The sequence below is a fragment of the Marinobacter daepoensis DSM 16072 genome, from assembly GCF_000421165.1.
GTDB classification, from domain to species: Bacteria; Pseudomonadota; Gammaproteobacteria; order Pseudomonadales; family Oleiphilaceae; genus Marinobacter; species Marinobacter daepoensis.
The window spans coordinates 923,354-943,888 of sequence record NZ_ATWI01000009.1 but is presented as its reverse complement, the minus strand read 5'-3'; the positions used below and the strand labels follow the sequence as shown (position 1 = coordinate 943,888).

The following is a 20,535-nucleotide window of genomic DNA, read 5'->3' as shown; positions in this document are numbered from 1 at the left end:
TCACCGTGACCGTGACCGGGACCAACGAAGCCCCGAAAACCTCGGGCTCGATTCCGAATCAGGCCGACGTTGATGACGTGACCATCACCGACCTGGACGTCTCCGGGTACTTCACCGACGGCGACACCAGTGACACCCTGACCTACACCGCCAGCGGGCTGCCCGATGGCCTGACTCTGGATTCGGCTACCGGTCGGATCACCGGCACGCCGGCCCCTTCGGCGAGCCAGGGCGGTACCAACGGGGTGCATCAGGTCACGATCACAGCCACAGACAGCCAGGGCGCAACCGTCGACCAGACCTTCACATGGACGGTGACCAATCCGGCCCCGGTGGCGGCCGACGATGCGGGGAATGTCAGCGGCAACGACCCGCTGGTGAAAGGCGTGGTGGATGGACTGTTATCAAACGATCACGACCCGGATGGGGATGCGCTATCGGTGACGGGGGTTGCCAGTAACAACAGCCCTGGTAATACAGCGTCAGACGATGGATCGGGAACGTTAACGATTGTTGGCGAGTACGGTTCACTGGAGGTTAGACCGGACGGCAGCTATACCTATCAACGCTCACCGGGCTCTCCGGGCGGCGTGCAGGACGTTTTCACCTACACCATCGACGATGGGGAGGGTGGAACCGATACCGCGACCCTGACCATCGGACTTCCGGACGGCGTCCCCTCTGCTGAGATTCCTTCATCGGGTGGAGCTTCCACCACCGTGTACGAGTCGGGTCTGTCGGGTGGAACGGAAAGCGGCTCTGGCAAGGAAACTGCTTCGGGCACGATTCGCTTCACCTCGCCGGACGGCGTCGCTTCGATCAGTCTTGGTGGGCATAGCCTGACTGACGTGGACCAGTCATTTTCGGATGGTTTGACGGCTCGTTACAGCTACGACCCGGCGACCGGCGAAGGGATCGTGCATTACAGCTACACCCTGAGTGGCCCTACCACTGGTGACAACAATCAGGTCCGGTTTGATCTGGAAATTGAGGATCAGGACGGAGATGTGTTGCCGTCAGGCCAGCTGGTGATTGATATTGTGGACGACGCCCCTCAGGCCGTTAATGACACCGCCAGCGTGACAGAAGGCGACACCCTGAACGTGGGTCCCAGCACTGGCGTGCTCGCCAACGATCTGGCCGGAGCCGATGGCTGGGCTGGCGCCGGCAGCGTAGTGGGTGTGGCGTCCGGGGATACCGGAACCGCCAGCACCGGCGGCGTTGGAACGGTCATTACCGGCGCTTACGGTACCCTGACGCTCCAGCCGGATGGCAGCTACACCTACCAGGCGCATCCGGACAGCATCACGGCCGATGCCCAAGACGTCTTTACTTACACCGTCCGGGATGCTGATGGCGATGAAACCACGGCGACCCTGACCATCAACGTGGCGGACGTGACCGTCGACAGCGACGAGACCACCGGCGTGGTTTACGAAGCGGGCCTGTCGACCGGCACCGCCTCGGGGGACGGCACGGACACGATCTCCAGAGCGCCGCTGGAACTCCAGAACGGCTGGACCGTGGTCAGTGAGACCAGCGGGCCGGGTGAGAATGGCTTCGGACAGTTCACCATCCACGCGGACGGTACGTTCAGCTACACCCTGAACGGAGCCACCACCGACGTGGCCGGTGCGGACGAAACAGACCGCTTCACATACACCGTGACCGACGCCTACGGCAACACGGTGGAGAACACCGTGGTTGTCCAGATCGTGGATGATCGGCCCGTAATTACGGTGGATAACGGCCAGCTGGGTGCGCTGGAGGTGGATGAGTCTGGCCTGGACACCGGCCCGGTCTCTGCCAACGATCCTAACTTTGTTACCGGTGTCTTCGGTGTGAACTATGGTGCAGACGGTGACGCAGGGACAACGTATCTGTTGAAAGCGGGTAGCGAGGGTATCGACAGTGGGTTGGTCGACACCGCAACGGGGCAGTCGATTTACCTGTACACAGAAAACGGTGTGGTTGTGGGCCGCATTGGGGCTTCCGGCAGTGCAGACCCTGCTGGCACGAAGGCCCTCGATATCGCGATCAACGCGGTTACAGGTGAAGTTGAGCTGACGCAGCACCGGCCGGTTTCCCACCCGGTCGCCGGAGACACAGCCTCCGCACACGATGACTCAGTTCGGCTGACCAACGATTCGGTCAAGCTGGTCGCCAACGCCACCGACGGTGATGGTGACACCACCGCCAGTGATGAAGTGAGCGTTGGAGGGCAGTTCCAGTTCCGGGATGATGGCCCGGAAGTGAATGGAGAGCCCTCAGCGGCCACGGTTGCTGAGGAAGGCTTGCCGACGGGTAGTGTTGCGGACGGTAGCGGCCTGGTGGCAACAGGAACCTTGCCTGCAAGCTTCGGAGAGGATGGCGAAGGCTCTCTGGTATTTACCCAGAATCAAGGCTCGTTGCGTTCCTGGCTGGATGCGACCGGGAACAGCGACCTAACCATTACTGTTGTGGATGGGGTGCTGACGGCGTCGAGAGGTGCTGACGAGATTTTTGTCGTGACACTGGACCCGGCGGGGCCGTCCTATCATTTTGAGCTGAAAGGGGCGATGAATCACCCGGATTCTGCCCAGGATCATCAGCTGAGATTCGAGTATGAAGCTCAGGATGGTGATGGCGACACCGCCGAAGGGTATTTCCAGGTTAATGTGGTCGACGATACCCCGAGAACCGAGTACGAAATTGTAACGCCAGAAGATACGGCGTTTGGCCCGTTCACAACCTCGGCCGATGCCAGCCTGGATAAAATTGAAATTCAGGATGCCAGCGGTGCAACGGTGACCGGCACGGACAATGGCGATGGCACCAAAACCTTCGACGTTGGCCACGGCACACTGACGGTGGATCAGGACGGGAAGATCACCTATACGCCGGACCAAAACTACAGCAACCGTGGCAGTTCCGACGGCTTCAAAGTGGTGGTGGTCGATGACAGTGGAAACTCGACGACCACCGACGTATCGGTCACGGTCATCCCGGTGGCTGATGCGCCAACGGTTGTGGTCGATAGCCCGGATGTGCCGACGCTGGAAGATGAGCCTGCCACGCTAGGGCTTAAGGCTCCTGAGGTGACCGACAACAGCGATCAGAATACCGGTCTCGGGGATTCCCCGGAGCGGCTGGGAGAGATTACCCTGAGCGGCTTCCCGGAGGGGGCCCAGTTGTTGGCCAGTGACGGAACAACCGTGCTCCATACCTTTGGCCCGGGTGGCAGTGTAACGGTGGTACTTACGGACGGTAGTCATGTCACCGGGGCCGCCGGTGACCTGTCCATGACCCAGGCGGACTTTGAAGGCCTGCAGGTGTTGCCGCCGGAACATCGCCACGAAAACTTCGAGATTACTGTGTCGGCCACCAGTTATGAGGTGGATGAAAACGGTGATCGGCTGTATGAACTGGATGGGGGTGGCAACTCTACAGGGACGTTGATCCCGGGGGCATCTTCCTCCGCGAGCGTCAATGTCCAGGTTCAGGCTGTGACCGATGACGCCGCTCTGGTTTTTGATACCTCGAAGGATACCAGCGCTGTCACGGGCGTCGACGACATTGTCTACGGCGGTGCGAATGGCAATACCAAGGCAACCATAACGGTTGAGGAAGACAGCAGCTTTAACGTGAAGCAGGTGCTGGAAACCAGCTTCCAGGATCTTGATGGCTCGGAAGCGCGTTCCATCACCATTGAAAATACCACCGGTTCCAGCATTCTGGTGGACGGCACGGAACTGGCGCCTGGTGCCAGCACGACCATTCAGGCCACTGGCCAGACGGGAGGCATTGACAGCTTCCCCGACATCGAAATCGGCCCTGCTGCGGATTTCAGTGGTGACCTTGATGGAATTACCGTAACCATTAATGCTCAGGACAAAGATGGCGATGGTTTTGACGGAGGCGTGCCAGGCAGTGACGGGGTGGCTGAGGCCGATCTGACCAACAACAGCGTTGTGATTGACCTCAAGGTTAACCCCAAAGGCGGGGATGTGGCGGTCACCGATGTGGAAACACCGGAAGATACTGCGGTGGCGTTTCTGAGCGGCGTCCGTGTCACAGACACCGGCACCGGTGCGGAAGTGATCAACAGCATAGAGTTTGTTGTGCCTGCGGGATGGGAGGTGGTTGCACCGCCCGCTTCCGGCGGGTGGTCAGTTACCGGTGATGGCTCAGGGGGCAGCACCTACAGAATCGAGTTTGATGACAACCCCGGAACCGCGCTGTCAGAAGCTGATCGTGAGGCGATCCTTGATGGTTTCATGATTACACCGCCCCCTCACAGCAGTCTGGACGAAACCATCGACCTGAGCATCACGACCACAGATACCCAGACGGTGAATGGTGTAGCAGAAAAGTCGGACCCTGAGACAGTCTCACTCCCCGTGAAGGTGGTTGTTACCCCGGTGGCAGAGATCGTGGACTCCGGCGCTGCGGGTGATACGGATGGAGACGGTAATCCTGACCTCACCATGACGCCGGGCCATGACTACACAACCCCGGGAGAGGAAGACGTTCCCTTTAACCTCGGCCTTGAGAACGGCTTCAGTCTTGAGGCCGGCTGGGCGAATCAGGACGGTGATGAGGCCGTCTTTGCCCGGGTTACCCCAAAACTGATCGATGAAAACGGCCATGAAACGGATGGCTTGGGGTCCCGTTTCGAGTACACGGACGGAAGTGGTAAGACGGTGTCTCTGACGTTCACCGGTGATCCTCTGGATATCCCGGTGGAGTCTCTGGATTCCCTGACGTTCCTGGCACCGCCCAACGTTTCAGGCATGTTCAGAATACAGGTGGAAGCGGTTACTCAGGATACCGATCCCGATACTGGTGAGGTTGTGGAAGCGGTTTCCGGCGACGCGTTACTGACCAACGTGTTGATCAAGCCCAGTGCAGATACCGTCACCACCACGCTGACGGCCCGTGTGACGGGTAACGAAGATGAAGCGATGGATCTGTCGATCCGGCCAAAAAGCTCAGATCCGTCTGAAACGTTCAACGTTACCATCAGTGGGGTACCAGAGGGCGCGACGTTGACGTATGACGGGCAGGAGCTGTTCCCGGGATCAACCGGACTGCCTTCAGGTATTGTCATTGTGGACAACGGCGACGGTACCTGGCGCGCAGAGATTGAGGACTTCGATCCGAAGCTTGGCGAGGCGATGAAAGTGCAGCCGCCTGAGCATTCCAACGATCCGTTTACCCTGAACGTGAGCACCGTGTCGGTCGACTCGGTGACCTTGCCGGATGGATCGGTTGAGACCGATGTCTCGGATCCGTTTGATCTGACCATCGAGGTCACCCCCAAAGGGGTCGCGGATTCTGCTGACATTCAGGTTAAACCCGTGAGTGAACAGGCCTTTACCGAGGCAGGTGTTGAGTCTGCAGGCGGTGTTTTCCTTCGGGATTTGCTGAACAAGGCGGAACTGGTGGACCAGGATGGCTCCGAAGTTCTGAGCTTCCGGATCGGCAATCTCAACCCGGACTTCGGGATCGAGGGTGACGGGGTTGTTTATCTGGGAAATGGGGAATGGAGCTTCAGCAAGGCAGCCCTGGATAATCTGGGGCCCGACGGAATCCGGATAACGACACCGCCGAATTTCAGCGGCAGTACGGACTTCACCCTGTACAGTGTCACAACTGAGGATGATGGCGATTCTCTGACCGAAGAACACGCGGTGAAGGTAGAAATTGCGCCGTCTCCGGAAGCCGGGATGAACCTGTCGACCTCGGCGGCGGAGGACACGGCGACGCTTGTGGACTTCGGGATTCAGCACCAGAACGGTGACACAGATGAAGTCCTGGCCTCTGTGTGGATCAGCGCTGCAGATGTTGATAGCGCACTGAACTACTCACTGACCATCGATGGCCAATCCCTGGCTGACGCAGCGGCGGATGCGGGGATGCCGGGCATTATCCTTGAGGATGGCTGGTACAAGCTGGATGACAGCCTGCTGGGGAACGTTCATCTGCAGGGCGCGCCCAACTGGCACGGTACCGCCGACTTCGGAGTGCGGTACGAGGTGAAGGACCCGAGTACCGATGGCTCTGTCGCCGCGACGGTTGAGGAGTCACCGGATTACCGCTATGAGATTGAGGTTGTCCCGGTGACCGACCAGCCGGTTCTGGCGGTGGATGGCAGCAGTGATCTGACCATGACCGCCCCTGGCCTGCTCTCGTTTGACCTTGATATCGGCAACAAGGGTGGGGATTACGATGGCAGTGAACACCTGATTCGGGTGCTCCTTGATAACGTCCCACCGGGTGTGATGGTGGAAAACGCAGACTTTATTGGTAACGGCCAGTGGCTGCTTATTACCGATGCCAGCGTTGGCAGTAACGCCAGCCACACCGTCACGTTGCGAGTGCCTGGCGAAGCCGGAGGACTGGTGGATGCGCCGATTGGTGTGACCATCACCACCGAGGATGCCGGAAACGGTCAGCCGTTGACTGCCAGCACCAGTGTTACCCTGACCACGGATTTCACTGGTACTGGCGAGCCTGATCTGCCTGCGGAAATTCTGAACTGGGAGCAGACTAGCTTCAGCCCCACGGAAGACACGGAGTTTTCACTGCAGGACCTGATGAACGGCCAGATTGCCGATGGTGTACCGGGGAATGAATTTAATATTACCCTCAGTGGTTTGCCTGCAGGCACAGAAGTGACCGGGATGACCTCGACGGTGATTAACGGCCAGACCGTCTGGACCGTGTCGGGCCAGAGTAATAATGCGGACCTTCAGGATCTGCTCAATCAGATCCGGATAACGCCGCCGGAGCACTGGAACTCCAATAAAGGCGATTTCCGTTTTGACGCGAAACTGACCACCTACATTCCGGATGGTTACAGTCGTGAGGAAGAAACGCCCGTCATCAGCCAGGTCACTCCGGTGAGTGATCCGGTGGACATCACCATTAACGCGCCAGATGTTACGGAAGGCTCTGACCTGGAGTTCCGCATCCAGTTGGATAATGCCGCGGATAACCCGGATTGGGCTCTGGTAGATGGAAAGCTCTACCTGCAGCTGGATGAAGGGGGGATGCCCGCAACGGGTACGCTGACCGACGCGAATGGAAATCCGTTGGTGAAAACGACGGTATCCGGAGTGGCGGGCGTGCCGGATGGCGAGTACTACGTGATCGAGGGCGTGGATCCGAGTACCGGAGCGGTGATCCGTTATTCGCCCTCCGGCCCCTACGTCAGTGGGTCTGTGGACTTGTCTGCCTGGGCTCAGGGTCAGGAAAACGGGGCTGCCAACGTCGCGACCGGCAGTGTTACTGAAACCGGTCATGTGGTTCCTGTGAACAATGGCTACGATGTGCAGGTTGGTGATGTGTCCGGTCAGGAAAACCCGGATCAGCAAGCGGCGCCCGACAAGTCCAACGTGATTGCGTTGAACATTGGGGGAAGCGGATTGCAGGACACCGATGGCTCGGAGGACATTGGTACCGTACTCCTGAGGAATCTGCCAAAAGGTTTCCTGGTGTTTGTGGGGGACAGTGCGGCCGATGCGAGCCTGGCTGAGCTGTCGAATAACGCCGGTGGAGACGGTGTAACCAACACCTGGCTGCTTGGTGACGGTTCAGTGCCGGGTTATGTGGGGATCATGCCACCGAAAAACTGGAGCGGTACGTTGTCTGACCTGATTGTCCAGGTCCTGTCTGGCGAAGTCAGCCTGGATAACCAACTGGTCAGCGAGGACCGCTTTGATCTGGTGGTAACGCCCGTGGCGGATGGTGTCACCATTAACCCAACGCCGAGTTTTGGGGATGAGGGCGACATCATAGGGCTCAACCTCAACCATGAGCTGGTCGACCCTGTGTCGGTTGGAGCGACAGACCAGTCCACGGAAACCCTGACGCTGGAGTTGCGTGGTTTAGGGGAGCACGCAGCGTTCTATCTGGGCAATACGTTGCTGAACGATCCGGCCGCCGTGGCGTACGATGCAGCCACAGACACCTATACCATCCGTGGACTGACCAGCAAACAGGCGGAAGAGCTTGGGTTTGTGCAGGCGAAGAGCGACATGGGCAACCTTGAAGTTCGGGCTCAAACTGAGGAGTCGGCCAACGGTGCGACCTCAGACTGGACAAACTGGGAATCGGTTGTCACCGATATTACCAGCCAGTTTGGTACCACCGGCAATGACCAGTTGTTGTTCACCGGTGCCCTGGTGGATGGCCGGTCTGGCGATGACGTGGTGGCTCTGCGGTTGGGAGAAGACGTGGACGGTGCAACACTGGCGGGTACCCTGAAGAACATCGAGACCCTGGATCTGGGGATTGATGGTGCCAATGAGGTGAGTGCCCTGCGTCTGGAGGATGTCATCGCCATAACCGACGAGGACAATACGCTTAGTATCCTGGGTGATGCCGACGACTCGGTCACTCTGTCCGGCGGATGGACTAAAGGAACCACGACCGATGGTCTCGTGACTTACACCATGGCCGGCGAGAGTGCTGAGCTGAAGATCATGGAGTCGGTTTCGGTGATCATCGAGTAGGCCTTGGGCCGGGGGTCTCTCTTGTGAGGGGCGCCCGGCGCCTAGCGTTCGCTGAGCGCCTGGCTGGTTGCCCGGATCACTGGTTTCAGAAGGTATTCGAGAACCGTTTTCTGGCCGGTGGTAATGTCCACCTGGGCTGTCATGCCTGGAATAATGGCCAGTTTTTCGGTGTCAAAGCCTGATGAGAGGGTTTTCAGGCGAACAAGATAGTAGGTGTTGTCGCGGTCATCCGTCAGGGTGTCAGCACTGATGTGCTCGACGTGGGCTTTAAGCCCCCCGAAGACCGCGAAGTCGTAGGCGGTGAACTTGATCATGGCTTCCTGCCCGGGATGGATAAAGGCAATGTCCTGGGGAGGAATGCGGGCCTCGACGATGAGCTGGTCGTCCAGCGGGATAATCTCAACCACCTCTTTACCTGGGGTGACCACGCCGCCCACGGTGTTGGTAAGCAGGCGCTGGATGGTGCCGCGGACCGGTGCCCGAATTTCGGTCTGCTGAACCCGGTCCGCCAGTCCGCTTTCGGCTTCAATCAATGCGGTAAGCTGAGCGCTGGACTCCGCCAGTTGGCTGCGCCATCGGTTCAGCATTCGCACTTCCACTTCATCCATTTTGGCCTTTGCTTCCTCAATGGCCGCTGCAGACCGGGCAATGGCTGCCCGTGCCCTTTCCACCTCGCCCCGGGCATTGGAAACATCCCGCTCAAGCCGGATCACATCAACCTGTGACACCGCCCCCGAATCCAGAAGGGGACGAGTGACGGCCAGTTCACGGCTGCTGAGTTTCAGTACGTCGGTGTATTGCGACAGCGTCGCCTGGGCTTCTTCAAGATCTTGATGGCGCTGTTCCAGCTGACGCTGATGAATGGCGATCTGGCCCTCCAGCTCGTCCTGACTGGTTCGGAAGAGGGTGGTTTCCCGTTGGACCAGTTCCGGCGATTCGGCGAGCACATCTTTCCCGAAAACAAGGGCGCTTCCCTGGGTGAGCGCCTCCAGTCGGCTGACTTCAGCACTGACGGCCAGATACTTGGCCCGGCTTTCCCGGAAGCTGGATACAAACCGGGTTGAATCCAGACTGACCAGTAACTGCCCGGGCTCCACCACCTGGCCTTCCCGGACAGCAATGGTTTTCACAATGCCCCCGTCGATGGACTGTATCACCTGTAATTGCTGCGACGGGATCACCTTGCCATCGCCCCTCGCTACCTCATTGAGTGGGGCGTGTGCAGCCCAGATCAGCAGCAGGGCAATGGTGATGACAATGGCATAGAGCAGGCCCCTTGCCTGGGTGGGTTCTTGCTGAATCCGTGCCCACTCAGCATCCGTCACCCAGTCTTTCTGGTTGGGTGGGGACAGCCAGCGCCCGAACAGGCGGTCCAGCAGTGGGGCGCCTAACCGGCCCAACTGGCTTAGCCGGCCAACCTGCTCAAACTGTTTTTGTTCCGTGGTTTTGGGGATCTGCTCTGCCGGCCTGGAAGGGTCCGTCATCGGGCGGCTCCTATCTGGCCTTTCTGCAACGCCTGAACTACGGCGGATTTTTCCCCGTCGGCCACCACTTTGCCCTGGTCCATGACGATAATCCGGTCGACCAGGTCCAGCAGGGCACTGCGGTGAGTAACAAGAATCAGAGTCTTGTCTTGAGAGTAGCGGGTCAGGTTTTCCTTGATGATGGCTTCGCTATTCTGGTCCAGAGAGCCGGTGGGTTCATCAAGCAACAGCATTGCCCGTTCGCCAAGAACGCCCCGGGCCACGGCAACGGCCTGACGTTGCCCGCCTGACAACTGTTGCCCTCCTTCGCCAACCGGAAGGTTGAACCCCTCTGGGTGCTGGCTTACCAGAGGCTCGAGGGCGGCAATACGAGCGGCTTCGATGATCTGGGCATCGCTGGCTTGCGGGTTGCCCAATACGATGTTTTCTTTCAGGCTGCCAAAGAACAGATGAATGTCTTGCGGAACGTAGCCAATCTGCCGCCGCAGCTCGGCGGGGTCATACTGGCCAATGTCTACGCCATCAATGGACACTGTGCCCGCCTGTGGGGCAAACAGGCCCAGCATGAGCTTTTCCAGCGTGGACTTGCCTGAACCGTTGCGCCCGAGGATGGCGACACGCTCACCGGCGCGAATCCGAAAGCTGACGTCCCGGAGCGATTGCTGGTCACTGCCGGGATAGCTGAAGCTGACCCCTCTGAATTCAATGTCTCCCCTCAAAGGCGGATGGGTGATGCACGGCGCGTCGTCAGGTCGTTCGCCAGGCAGTGCCATGATGTCGTTTAGCGATGTCATGGCGGTGGCGGCGCTGTGGTACTGCCCCAACAGGCTCGCTGCCTGGCTGATCGGAGCCATGGCCCGCGACGACAGCATGTAAGCGGCGATGAGCCCGCCCTGGCTCAGATCGCCGGCGATCACCTGGTACACGCCAATCAGAATGATCAGAACCCCGACGGTATGCTGCACCCAGCCGGCCCCAGAACTGATGGATGACGCCAGCAGGCGGGTCTGGGCAGCCGTCCGCGTCAGGAAAATCGTCGTTTTTTCCCACACCAGCTGAATCCGGCTTTCGGACCCGAAACTCTTGACGGTTTCAAGGTTGCTCAGGCTTTCGACAAGTATGGCGTTCCGCATTGAGCCGGCTTGCATGGAGCGCTCTGACAATGAGTGCAGCTTGTGCTGGATCGCCAGCGCATAGAGCACGAGCAATAATCCTCCGGCCAGGATGGGGAGCACCAGTGGCCAGGCAATCAGAGTGATAATTCCGGTAAACAGAAGTACAAAGGGCAGGTCGACCAGTGCGACCACGGTAAGTGAACCCATAAAGGAGCGGACGGCTTCAAACGATTGAACGTTGTTCGCAAAAGAGCCGACCGACGTGGGACGATCCTTGAGGCCGAGCGACAGAAGGTGCTCCATGATCCGGGCTGAGAGCTGGATGTCAGCCCGGCTGGCTGCGAGATCTACAAACCAGCTGCGCATCAGGCGCAGAACGAGATCAGCGCAGAGAACGATGAGTACACCCGCGGCCAGAACCCAGAGTGTTTCAACGGCGTGGTTTGGAACCACCCGGTCGTACACGTTCATGACAAACAGCGGCATCGCCAGGGCAAAGACGTTGATTGCCAGAGCGGCCACCGCAACGTCGCGATACAGCCTTCGGTTTTCTTTGATGATGCTCCAGAACCAGTGCCCGGGCCGACGGGTTTTCACTTCAGGCGTACGCTGATCGAAACGGAACTCCGGTCGGGCATAGATCACGTAACCGGTATAGAGTTCGGCAAGTTCATCCAGCCCGAGCGTTTGTTCGCTGTCGGGGAGTTCTGGCCAGATAACGTTTGCTGTTTCGCCATTCGCATCCAGACTGGTGATGATGCAGGCGCGATCATCCTTCAGCAAAAGAATGGCGGGCAGAAGGTGGGGGTTAAGTGATTGGAGAGCAACCCGGGCAATGCGCGAACTCATGCCCGCCCGTTTTGCGGCGCGAGGGAACACTGAGGGGGTGAGTTTTCCCTGGTTCAGTGGCAGACCATCCATGGCTGCAGCAGGGTTCAGCGGCCGGTTGTGAAACCGGCACAGAACCCGAAGGCATTCCAGTAACATCAGCGACAACTCGCCTTAATCGGCGCGGGTCAGCACGATCTCGCTTGTCGGGCAGGCCGTATTCGGGTCTACCGCAATGGCGTCTGCGCCAAGCTCGGAGAGTGACGGCAGGTCATCACGCATGATGCCAAGAGTCTGGAGCAGGGTGCCCATAGCGTTTTGTGTGCGGGCCGTTGCCAGAGCATAATCCAGCTCTGCCTGAACCAGCGCCCGGCTGGCCTGGAAATACTCGTTCTCGGCATCCAGAACGTCGAGCAGTGAGCGACGGCCAATCAGGAACTGGTCCTTATACGCCTGCCGGACCCGGTTTGAGGCTTGTTTGTGTTGCTCTAGAACAGGAATCTGATCTTTGTAGGTGACGGTGTCCTGGTAGGCCACCTGAAGATTCTGTCGCACGGAGGTGCAGGCGCTGTCTCGTTGCGCCTTACTCTGATTGACCCGGTTGTAAGCGCTCTTGATGGCGGCTTTGTCCCGGCCCCCGTTATACAGGTTGTAGTGCAGCTCAATGGCAATCCGGCCGTCGGTACGGCTATTGTCCAGGCCGCGATCGTCATAATCCTGAGAGCCATAGCGCGCGGTCAGGTTGACTCTGGGGTGGTATCCGGACTTGCTGGCGTCAACGTCTGCCTCTGAAGCTTTGATGCGATACAGGCTGGAGAGAAACTGTGGGTTATCTCTGAGCGCCCTGGCGAAGGCCTGGCCGGCGGTATACGGTACAGGGCTTTCCTGTGGGGTGGAAAGCTCTGCCGGCGGCATGGCCCCGACAACCCGCATATAACGGCTTTCAATGGCGTTCAGATCCGACCGGGAGGTAATCAGGTTAGCATGTGCAAGAGACAGGCGGCCGGTTATCTGATCCAGATCGGCGTTATTCCCCACACCGGCATTACTGCTCATCTGAATCTGGCGAAAGACTTTCCGGTGCTCTTTCAGGTTCTGTTCAGCCAGCTCAACCAGTTGCCTGCCGCGGACCACGTCCAGGTGCGCAGCATAGGCATCCAGGGCAGTATTCTGGGTTTGCTGAACCAGTTGGAAATAGTTGGCAATCCGGCTTTGCTCAGCCGATGCCACGGAGCCGCTGGTCTGGAAGCCGTCATACAGCATCTGGACCAGAGACACTTCTGCGCGGCCGCCGTTAAAAGGGCTCTTGGTGCCGGCGCTCCAGCCAGAGCCGCTGCGGATTTCCCGGCCGTAATTGGCGTTCAGGTCAATCGTTGGTCTGTATCCGGCTCTTGCAGAGTCGAGATCATATTCTGAACCCTGGAAACGGTACCAGGTGTCCTGGACCTCCGGATTGTATTCAATAGCCTGTTTGGCCGTCTCAGACACAGTCTGGCTCGCCGCAAGCGGCAATGCGATGGACGCGCTTAGTACAAATGCGCTGAACGCAATGGTCTTGGATAGCAAAGTACGATGCATAATACAGCCTTACGTAAATCCCGGGAATGCAGGTTCGGGCGCCATGCTAGCACGGTGCCCGGAACCTCAGCGGCGAAGCTGTAAAATTATGCTGGCGAGCAAAAGAGATGGCGGGAAATCAAAGCTGTTCGCGGATTTCACCCAGGTCGCAAGGCAGAGTACAAGTGGCTGTTGTGCCTTCTCCGGGCTGGCTGTCGAGTTCAAGTTGACCGCCAAGACTTTTGGCCAGCTCAAAGGCAATGGGGAGACCCAGGCCTGCGCCTGGGTTGCTGTCGGATGTCATAAAAAACGGTACGTAGATCTTCTTCAGATCTTCCTCGGAAATACCGCAGCCGGTATCAATCACCCTGAACACCATGGACGGCGTATTGCCGGGGGTGACATTCATCGCGACCGAAAGAACGATGGAGCCGTTCTGGGTGTATTTCGCCGCGTTCTCAATCAGGTTCAGAAGAATGCGCTGAAGTTGCGTACTGTTGCTGCGAATCAGCGTTGGGATTTCAGTCTCTATGTCCAGCTGAAATGTGTTCTGGTTGCGATTGGCCAGAATGTGGCCCTGGTAAACCAGGTTGTCGATCAGCGTGGTCAGGTAAATGTCTCTGACCTCATCCTGGCTGGGTGCGATGTCTCTGGCGTAGTTAACAAGCCCGTCAATCAGGGTCAGCATGTAGGTGGCCCGGTCCTCTATGACTTGGTCGGCCATTGGCACGGCATCGGGTGTGGATTTTCTCAGGCGGGTGTAGCCGATGATGGTGGACAGCGGGGCCCGGAGGTCATGGGTGATCTGGGCCAGAAAATCGACCTTTGCCCGGTTTTCCTTCTTTGCGGTGTTCAGGGCGCGGTCGAGGGAGCGGGTGCGGTCTTTGACGGACATTTCCAGACGTTGCCGTTGGCTTTTGACGGCCTGCTGTGCCTCGGCGACCTGATGCTTCTGTTGCCAGGTGTAGGTGGCAATAAGGGCCAGGGCTATGGCGCTTTCGGCGTAAATTCGTGCCGCTGCAAACGCCGATGTGTAGTAGAAGTTAAAAGTGTAGCCCGCCAGCAGAAAGGCTGAGACGGCCCAGTAAGTGGCCAGCAGCGAAAGAACCACCTTCTGACCTTTTTGTGGGTTTGACAGTGCCTTGGGTACCAGCAACAGCCAGCTGATGGCAAAGCCTGCAGTCATGATCACGCCGAGATTCCGGATCTGGGCGCCATCGAGTACAAACGTGAGTAAGCTCATTAGGGCCGTAGCGCTTCCAGCCAGGATCAGATACCCCCGCCATGCCCGTGAAAGCGGGAGTTTCAGCAGTAAAACGGATGTGACAAGGAAAAGGTATTCGGTAAAGAACCAGGCGGATACCCGGAGGTTGGCGGAGTAGTCGCTGAGGCCGGGTAGCAGGAAGGTGCTGAAGAAGCCGTCTTTTTCTGACTCGAAAATAAACGCGACCAGGAGCCAGACGCCGGTGATGAGCAACGTTTTGTTGAGCTGAAGTGCGAGCACGAACAGGAGAATGGTAATTCCTGCCAGAAAAGCGATGTGCCGGCTCTCGTTAGCATCCAGTTGTCGGGTGTAGGCAACCGGGTTCTGATTTCTGATGCTCAGGAAAGGTAAGCTGTCGCTGTATACCCGGATCAGAAGACGTTGTTGCTCCCCCGGGGCCATTGCAACGGGGATAGCTGTCTTTCCATTATCGACGGATCGTTCCTGCTGGGGGATTTCAAGCCCTGTACTGTCTTTCCAGATGAGCTCGCCGCGTTCAGAAAACACATAGGCATCAAGGCGATTCAGTCGCCAGGGTTCAAAAACCAGCCATTGGGTCAATGCTCTCTGGCTGCTGTTCTGAAAGGTAGCCCGCAACCAGTAAACGCTGTGTTGGCGTGGCGCCTTCAAGGCGTTTGACGTTGCTTTTTGCCAGGGCTTGCCATTAAGTCCCTCTTCCAGGTTTTCTCCCGTGTGTGTCGCCTTGCGAACCTCCATGTAGGACAGCAGTTCCTGGCCATTTGCCAGCATAGCCAGATCAACGACCTGTGTGCCCCATGGTTGCTGGGGCGCGGTTTGGCCGGGCAGGGACGCCAGCAAGCCTATCAAGAGCATAAGAAAGGCCGCAGTGCGCTGCCCCGGGAAAGATCTGAGGTTCATGGTGTAAGTTCTGTATACGGTTAGTTGTTGGTGTTGCCTTGTTGCCTGCGAAGTTCACGAGGCGAGACACCGAATCGCTCCCGAAAGGCGGTGGCGAAGTTGGCTCCGCTGGAGAAGCCCGTCTGGTCGGCGATTTCCTGAATGGGCAGGCTCGTTTGCTGAAGTAGGACTCGAGCCTCTTTCATGCGCTCTTCCCGCAGATATTCGTATACCGTTGTTCCGGCACAAAGTTTGAAGGCCCGGTTCAGGTGCTTGCTGTTGGTTCCGGTCAGTTTTTCAAGTTCAGCCATGGGGGGGGGGGAGGCCAGGGATCGAAGCAGATGGATCCGGGCGGAGTGGAACAGGATGTTCTGGAGCGTGCTGGGGGCGTCAGCGCCTGAATCCAGTGATGGTGCTTTGGCCTGGATCGAGGGTGCGGAATCGGAAATGACGGGTTTTCTTCCTCTCAGATGTATGGCTAACCGCAGTTTGACTTCATTGAAGTCGTAAGGCTTGTCTATGTAGTCAACGGCACCGGCAAGCAATCCCCGGATGCGCTGCTCTGGCCAGTTAAGGGCCGACAGGAAAATAACAGGAATATCCCGGGTTTCCGGGTCGCTGACAATGACCTTGCACGCATCAAAACCATTACAGACGGGCATCTGAGCATCCAGCAGAATGAGATCGGGTCGGATTGCCCGGGCCTTGTTGACCCCGTCAAGGCCATTTTCGGCGTGGTACAGAATGCAATGGTGTTGTTTCAGGTAGGCCGCAAGCAGGGCGCGCTCGGCTTCTTCATCGTCAACAATTAAAATCCGTTTGTTACTCAGGTCGTCCATTGGTGGCCAGTTATCTGATTGGATCTGTAAGGATTAAGCGGTGTTATTCGTTATCCTGCATGATTTGGTTTAAGTAAACGTTACAGATCCACTAGGATACTAATAAACAAAGTCGCGGGACATGGTAAATGTTGCGTCTTTTGGCTAAGCGACTGTCGGCTGGCTGGATGCTACAAAGCGGGTTGGGCGTAGGCTGTTTTGGCTATAAAAAGGTTGGAAGAGAGGCTTCCCTGTCTTCGGCCGCGACATGCCCGGCGTGTTTGTGCCTGTCCGGCTTATTGTTGGAGTGAAGCCTGTTTAGTGAATTATCCTCTGACACAACAAAGCCCGGGCCTTTCGGCCCGGGCTTTGTGTAGGGAATTCTGGTCGGGACGGTAGGATTTGAACCTACGACCCCTTGCACCCCATGCAAGTGCGCTACCAAGCTGCGCTACGCCCCGTTTACTGCCAGCTACCGGGAAACAAGGTTTATCTCAGTGGCTTAGCGGGAGCGAAGTCTACACCAGCCTAATGTAAAAATAAACACCGGGCTGTCGAATTTCTTCCGCAATCAGCGAAGTTTGGTTTCCCGTAGGGCCCGGATAAACTCCGGTGGCTCGAAAGTGTCTGGTTGGGCGGCTTGCCAATACTTGTCAAAAACCCTCAGGCCGGTTTTTCCCTCCAGCAGGGCGCCGGGCTCCAGGAACGGGAACAGATCAAGGTAGCTGTGCACTTCCGCTTTTGAGACCCGTCGGACGATGTGCTCTGGCCCCAGCTCAGACGGATGGTTCAGCCCCGAAGCTTCCAGCAGGTTCTGCAGGGCGTCGAGTGTGTTTTTGTGATAGTTGTACACCCGCTCACTTTTGAGGGCTACATCCAGTTTCTGGCCGCGGCGTGGGTCCTGAGTTGCCACGCCACTCGGGCAGTGGCCCGTATGGCAACTCAGGGCTTGAATGCAACCCAGGGAGAACATGTACCCACGGGCGGAATTGCACCAGTCTGCCCCCAGTGCCAGCGTCCTGGCGATATTGAACGCCGATGTGATCTTACCGGCGGCTCCGATGGCGATGTCTTCACGAAGGTTGGTGCCCACCAGCGTGTTGTGAACCAACAGAAGCGCTTCGGTCATCGGCATGCCGAGGCGGTTGATGAATTCAATGGGGGCCGCGCCGGTACCGCCTTCACCGCCATCAACAACGATAAAGTCGGGCTTCCTGCCGGTGTCCAGCATCGCTTTGACGATGGCAAACCACTCCCAGGGGTGACCAATGGCGAGTTTGAAGCCCACCGGTTTGCCGCCGGAAAGTGTTCGTAATGTGTCAATAAACTCCAGCAACTCCACCGGATTAGAGAAGGCAGAATGGCTGGGGGGAGAGACGCAGTCTTCACCCACAGAGACGCCACGCGCTTCGGCAATCTCAGGGGTGACCTTGGCGCCCGGCAGGATGCCCCCATGTCCGGGTTTTGCGCCCTGAGATAGTTTGACCTCTATCATTTTGACCTGATCAAGCGTGGCATTTCTTTCAAACATTTCAGGATTGAAGGTTCCGTCGGGGTGCCGGCAGCCGAAATAACCTGAACCAATCTCCCACACAAGATCCCCGCCTGGTTGCCGGTGATACCTGGAAATAGAACCTTCCCCGGTGTCGTGATAGAAGCCGCCTTTCCGGGCGCCAGTGTTCAGGCTGAGGACGGCATTGGCCGAAAGTGCGCCAAAGCTCATCGCAGAAATGTTGAATACGCTGGCGTTGTAAGGTTTGTCGCAATTCTTGCCGATCAGAATCCGGAAATCGCTGGTGGCCAGTCGGGTGGGCGTGATGGAGTGGTTCATCCACTCAAAGCCTTCCTCGTACATGCCAATCTGGGAACCAAAGGGGCGTTTGTCGAGTACGTTTTTTGCCCTCTGGTAAACAATAGAGCGTTGTTCCCGGGAGAAGGGGCGCTCTTCTGTGTCGGACTGAATGAAGTACTGGCGGATCTCCGGGCCAATGGATTCAAACAGATAACGAAAGTTGGCCATGATCGGATAGTTGCGGCTGATCGTATGTTTTCGCTGTTTCAGGTCCCAGACGCCGAGCGCTGACAGGGCGCCAAATACCAGAGGAAACAGGTACCCGGAACCGAGCCAGATTGATAAGGGGAGTGACACTGCAAAGCCCGCCACGCTGATGGCGAAGGCGGTATAACGAAAAGGGAATGTGGTGGTTTTTTCCATGGATGCCTCGTCAGGTCAGTGTTGGCTGGCGCCGGAGTATAACGCACCCGGTCGGCGCATGGGGGCGGGGAGGTGTTTTCACTCAGCAAGCGGGTTGCCGTTGAGGTGTTAGAAACTGGACTATGCTTGTGTATGTACCGAAGGCATTTTTCAGTGTTTTGATGTTTTGAGTTCAAAGTAATAAAATGACCGGCTTGTAACGAATGAATGAGAATTCACTCAGTTACCCATTCACTCGGCATATTCAGTGATCACACCAGACCAGGAGGCGCCAACGTGGGCGAGGTAGTGAAAGACGAATATCAGACGGATTACGTCGCAGGCCAGGATAATATCAATCCGTTCGGCCTGGATCTTCATAACTGGGTTTTCCCGGTAGCCGCGATCATTGTGGTTCTGTTCGTTATTGGAACCCTGATGTTTCCGGCGGCTTCAAAAGAAATGCTGGATGGTGCCAAGTGGGACATCATCGCCAGCTTTGACTGGTTCTTCCTGCTAAGTGCCAACGTGTTCGTTGTGGTCAGCCTCGCGCTGATCTTCATGCCGGTTGGCAAGATCCGGCTGGGCGGGCAGGAAGCGAGGCCAGAGTTCTCGACACTCTCCTGGTTTGCGATGCTGTTTGCTGCGGGCATGGGCATTGGCCTGATGTTCTGGGCGGTGGCCGAACCTGTTGCCTATTACACCGGGTGGTATGAAACGCCGTTCAATGTGACTGCCAACTCACCCGAGGCCAGGGATCTTGCCATGGGGGCTACCATGTACCACTGGGGTCTGCATCCTTGGGCGATTTACGCGATTGTAGCGCTTTCTCTGGCGTTCTTTTCGTTCAATAAAAACATGCCGTTGACCATCCGGTCTGCGTTCTTCCCGTTGCTGAAAGACCGGGTCTGGGGATGGCCAGGGCATATCATCGACGTGCTCGCCGTGGTGGCAACCATCTTTGGTTTGGCGACGTCTCTTGGTTTTGGTGCCCAGCAAGCGGCCTCCGGCCTGGATTATCTGTTCCAGCTGGGTTCTGGTACCAACGTTCAGATGGCCATCATTGTCGGGGTAACGGCGGTGGCGCTGATCTCTGTGTTGCGTGGTCTGGATGGTGGTGTCAAAGTTCTCAGTAATATCAACATGATCACCGCAGGTGTCCTGCTGTTCTTTATTGTTTTTGCCGGGCCGACGATGACGATTCTGGAGACCATCTGGGTCACGTCGTCTAGCTATGTGGCGAATATTGTGCCGCTGAGTAATCCGTTTGGTCGTGAAGATGAAGCCTGGTTCCAGGGCTGGACAGTCTTCTACTGGGCTTGGTGGATTTCCTGGTCACCGTTCGTTGGTATGTTCATTGCGCGTGTTTCTAAAGGCCGCACTGTCCGGGAGTTCCTGACAGCCGTTCTGATTATTCCTACCGTGATCACCACCGTCTGGATGAGTGGTTTTGGTGGCGCTGCGCTGGAGCAGATTCAGCAGGGGGTTGGTGTTCTGGCCGAGAAAGGGCTGACCGAAGTACCGCTGGCGACCTTCCAGATGTTTGAGCAGCTGCCGCTAACCGGAATTGTCTCTTTTGTGGGTATTATTCTGGTGCTGGTGTTCTTCGTTACATCATCAGATTCTGGCTCTCTTGTTATCGACAGTATCACCGCAGGCGGCAAGACAGATGCGCCCACAGCTCAGCGCGTGTTCTGGGTGGTGATGGAAGGTGCTATTGCCGCGGCTTTGATCTTCGGGGGGGGCGATGATGCTCTGGGTGCGATCCAGGCTGTCGCGATCAGTGCGGGGCTGCCGTTTACAGCAATTCTTTTGCTGATGACCTGGGGGCTGCTGAAAGGCCTGACCCACGAGCGGAAATTGCTTTTGCAGCGAGGTGAGCTGACCTGACCTCTTGATGTAAAAGGGACTATAAAAAA

The 20,535-nt window shown here is 57.5% G+C and carries 8 protein-coding genes and 1 tRNA gene; 2 read left to right on the top strand and 7 right to left on the bottom strand.

Going from position 1 to position 20,535, the window contains the following annotated elements; translation table 11 throughout:
- Window positions 1-11: 11 nt before the first annotated feature.
- Window positions 12-8,498: a DUF5801 repeats-in-toxin domain-containing protein gene (locus tag K325_RS0109850; protein WP_211218146.1), complete on the top strand. Its 8,487-nt coding sequence runs from the start codon at window positions 12-14 to the stop codon at window positions 8,496-8,498.
- 41 nt (window positions 8,499-8,539) lie between these two features.
- Here the strand turns inward: K325_RS0109850 and K325_RS0109845 are convergent, their stop codons facing one another.
- The 7 genes from K325_RS0109845 to K325_RS0109815 form a co-directional block, all read right to left on the bottom strand.
- Window positions 8,540-9,982 carry an HlyD family type I secretion periplasmic adaptor subunit gene (locus K325_RS0109845; protein ID WP_029654095.1) on the bottom strand — a complete coding sequence of 481 codons (1,443 nt, stop codon included), beginning with the start codon at window positions 9,980-9,982 and terminating at the stop codon, window positions 8,540-8,542.
- Entirely contained in the window at window positions 9,979-12,084 is a 2,106-nt protein-coding gene (locus tag K325_RS0109840; protein WP_029654094.1) for a type I secretion system permease/ATPase, read from the bottom strand. The genes K325_RS0109845 and K325_RS0109840 overlap by 4 nt, the downstream gene beginning before the upstream one ends.
- A 15-nt stretch (window positions 12,085-12,099) precedes the next feature.
- On the bottom strand, window positions 12,100-13,503 hold the full coding sequence (locus tag K325_RS0109835) for a TolC family outer membrane protein (RefSeq protein ID WP_051146607.1): 1,404 nt from the start codon (window positions 13,501-13,503) through the stop codon (window positions 12,100-12,102).
- Between the two features lie 118 nt (window positions 13,504-13,621).
- Window positions 13,622-15,625 carry an ATP-binding protein gene (locus K325_RS0109830; RefSeq protein WP_029654092.1) on the bottom strand — a complete coding sequence of 668 codons (2,004 nt, stop codon included), beginning with the start codon at window positions 15,623-15,625 and terminating at the stop codon, window positions 13,622-13,624.
- 20 nt (window positions 15,626-15,645) lie between these two features.
- Window positions 15,646-16,443 carry a response regulator transcription factor gene (locus K325_RS0109825; protein ID WP_029654091.1) on the bottom strand — a complete coding sequence of 266 codons (798 nt, stop codon included), beginning with the start codon at window positions 16,441-16,443 and terminating at the stop codon, window positions 15,646-15,648.
- Between the two features lie 363 nt (window positions 16,444-16,806).
- Window positions 16,807-16,883, bottom strand: a tRNA-Pro gene (locus K325_RS0109820).
- 110 nt (window positions 16,884-16,993) lie between these two features.
- Window positions 16,994-18,637 carry an FMN-binding glutamate synthase family protein gene (locus K325_RS0109815; RefSeq protein WP_029654090.1) on the bottom strand — a complete coding sequence of 548 codons (1,644 nt, stop codon included), beginning with the start codon at window positions 18,635-18,637 and terminating at the stop codon, window positions 16,994-16,996.
- A 276-nt stretch (window positions 18,638-18,913) separates the two neighbouring features.
- Between K325_RS0109815 and K325_RS0109810 the strand changes: the two genes are divergently transcribed.
- Window positions 18,914-20,506 carry a BCCT family transporter gene (locus K325_RS0109810; protein ID WP_029654089.1) on the top strand — a complete coding sequence of 531 codons (1,593 nt, stop codon included), beginning with the start codon at window positions 18,914-18,916 and terminating at the stop codon, window positions 20,504-20,506.
- Window positions 20,507-20,535: the final 29 nt, after the last annotated feature.